This is a genomic window from Synechococcus sp. R55.7 (assembly GCF_047461955.1).
In the GTDB taxonomy this organism is placed as follows: domain Bacteria; phylum Cyanobacteriota; class Cyanobacteriia; order Thermostichales; family Thermostichaceae; genus Thermostichus.
This window is the reverse complement of sequence record NZ_JANSIC010000270.1, coordinates 1-3021: the sequence shown is the minus strand read 5'-3', so window position 1 is coordinate 3021 and position 3021 is coordinate 1. Positions and strand designations below refer to the sequence as shown.

At 60.4% G+C, this 3021-nt stretch carries 2 protein-coding genes; one reads left to right on the top strand and one right to left on the bottom strand.

All coding sequences use genetic code 11. The features are described from left to right. Positions 1-940, top strand: a 940-nt coding sequence (locus NW820_RS11535) for a tetratricopeptide repeat protein (RefSeq protein WP_414407547.1), incomplete at its 5' end; no start/stop codon positions are given. Positions 941-953: 13 nt separating this feature from the next. Here the strand turns inward: NW820_RS11535 and dxs are convergent. Next, positions 954-2900, bottom strand: a complete 1947-nt coding sequence (gene dxs / locus NW820_RS11530; RefSeq protein WP_011433570.1) for a 1-deoxy-D-xylulose-5-phosphate synthase — start codon at positions 2898-2900, stop codon at positions 954-956. Positions 2901-3021: the final 121 nt, after the last annotated feature.

Here is a 3021-nt window from a genome sequence, read left to right as displayed (position 1 = left end):
GGCATGGCCTGTTTATTGCGTGGGTATCATGCCGCCACTGTTGTTCCGGTTATCCGTCCGGCCCTGGCGAGCCTTGTCGGTGGGCCTGGCAGTTGTGTTGGGGATGGGAGGGTGGAGCTCTGCCCAGGCCCAGGTGTTGCTGCACGTCCCTCTGCCCAATGGGGGCTTGATGCAGGCCCAAGCGCTACAACTGGCCACCGACTCGCTGCGGTTAGCCCAGTTTGGCCAGACGGAAGAAGCGCTGCGCCGCCTGCAACTGGCCGTGGCCATGGTGCCCAACTCCTCAGAGCTGCTCTATGTTTTGGGCAACGTCCACCTAGAACTGGGGGACTTGGAGCAGGCGATTGCCTCGTTGCAGAAGGCCCGCGCCCTGTCTCCTCAAGATGGGGCTGTTCTCTACTCGCTGGGATCGGCTTATTTGCGGCAGGGCAGCTACTTTGCCGCTGCTGAAACCCTGGAACGAGCTGTGGCCCTGCAACCGGATAACCCCAACGCTCGCTTCCAACTGGGCAATGCCTACCTCATGCTGGATCGGTGGGATGCGGCCCGGCAGGAATATGAGAAGACCTTGGAGTTGGATTCCGCCTATTGGCCGGCCATGAACAACATGGGCTTGGTGGACTATGAGCAGGGGGATCTGGACGCCGCCATCGATCGCTGGGAACGCACGATAGAGATGAACGACTCTGTGGCAGAGCCCTATTTGGCCCTGGCGACTGCCCTCTACATTCGGGGAGAAACCGAACGGGCTGAGGAACTGGGGGCAAAGGCCATGCGCTTGGATCCCAACTACGCCCGCCTGCAGGTGTTGCGGGAGAACCTGTGGCGAGAAAACCTGCTGCGAGATGTGCAGATCCTCCTGCGCACCCGCCCTGTTGCAGAAGCTCTGCAGCAAGCCGCTATCGAGCAGTTCAACCGGCGGATGGGCCTCTCAGAATAGATTCAGGATAGATTTAGGAATTGACAGTGGGAAGTTCTGCAGGGGATCCCTTGAGAACTCGTGCCTGAAACTTGGCCCGAATCCGCTCGGCAATCCCGGCACTGTTCAAGCCTAGTTCTGCCAAGGATTCCTCGGGGGTGGCGTGCTCCACCCACACATCCGGCACCCCCAAGCGCAACAAGGGCACTGCCAGGTCGGCGTCGAGCAGGGCTTCGGCCACTGCCGAGCCAAACCCACCCATGAGGCAACCTTCTTCCACCGTCACCACCAAGCGGCTCTGTTCGGCCAAAGGCAGGATCAGCTCAGTATCCAGAGGCTTGGCGAAGCGGGCATTGACCACCGTGGCTGAGATGCCGTGTTCTTTCAAGATCTCCGCCGCCTGCAGGCTGGGATGCACCATCGACCCATAGGCCAGGATCAGCACCTCGCCGCCGCTGCGCAACACCTCGGCTTTGCCGATGGGCAGGGGTTCCCATCCCTCTTCTGCCAGAGGCACCCCCACGCCAGATCCGCGCGGGTAACGCATGGCGATGGGGCCCTGGGTGTACTGGATCCCGGTCACCACCATGCGCTGTAGCTCCGCTTCATCTTTGGGAGCCATTAGCACCATTTCCGGAATGCAGCGCAGATAGGCGATGTCGTACATGCCTTGGTGGGTGGGGCCATCGGCTCCTACAACTCCCGCCCGATCCAAGCAAAAGAAGACCGGCAACTTTTGGATACAGACATCGTGGATGATCTGGTCGTAGGCCCGCTGCAAGAAGGTGGAATAAATGGCCACCACTGGCCGCATTCCCTCACAGGCCATGCCAGCCGCCAACGTTACAGCGTGCTGCTCGGCGATCCCCACATCCACAAACTGATCCGGCAGCTTTTCCTTGAGCTTATCCAGGCCAGTGCCCGTATCCATAGCGGCGGTGATGCCGATGATGCGGGGATCCCGCTCGGCCAGCTTGCAGAGGGCATGGCCAAAGACCTTGCTGTAGCTGGGGGGCTTAGGCTTGGTGGGCGGGTAGGGCTTGCCGGTGGCCAGGTCGAAGCGGGATTGGGCGTGATACCCCACCTGTTCCGCTTCGGCAGGCGGGTAGCCCTTGCCTTTGACGGTGGCCACATGCACCAGCACCGGCCCGGAGATGCCGTGGGCCAACTCAAAGGCATCCAACAACTCCGCCAGGTTGTGCCCGTCCACCGGCCCCACGTAGGTAAAGCCCAGCTCCTCAAAGATAATGCCGGCTTTGTTGTTTTGCACAGCGGTAACCAGCTTCACCGTTTCCTTGAGGCGGTCAATTTCTGGGCTGAGGCTGGATCCCAGTAGGGGCAGGTTCTTCAGTTGCTCTTCTAGGCTGTCGGCCAAAAACTGCACCGGCGGGCTGAGGCGCAGGCGGTTTAAATAGCGAGGGATCGCCCCCACATTGGGGGAAATAGACATGCCGTTGTCGTTGAGCACCACCATTAGGTTGGTCTTGGGCAGGTGCCCGGCGTGGTTGATGGCTTCATAGGCCATGCCTCCGGTCAGGGCACCATCCCCAATGATGGCCACCACCTTGAAGTTGTCTCCCCGCCGATCCCGAGCGATGGCCATGCCCAAAGCTGCCGAGATGCTGGTGGAAGCGTGCCCCGCCCCAAAGTGATCGAAGCGGCTCTCGCTGCGCTTCAGGTAGCCGGAAATCCCCCCCTTCTGGCGCAATGTGTGGAAATTGTGGTACCTGCCGGTGAGCATTTTGTGGGCATAAGCCTGGTGCCCCACATCCCAGATCACCTTGTCTCGATCCAGATCGAGGGTCTTGTAGAGGGCCAAGGTCAGCTCCACCACCCCCAGCCCTGGCCCCAGATGACAGCCGACCGGGGAATTGGCAGCCGTCTGCAGATGTTTGTCGCGAATCTGGCGGGCTAGGCTGCGCAACTGGCTCAGGTTCAGGTTTCGGAGCTGGTTGGGATGAGTGATGTCACTCAGGTGCATAATGGACTCGTCCTTCCGGTGTGATCTCACTCTAATTCATTTTCAGGAGGGGTTTTGTAGCCCTCCCTCTCAAAACTTCAAGGAATGCAGGGATCCCCCTTAATGCTGGGCCAAGGGCAGT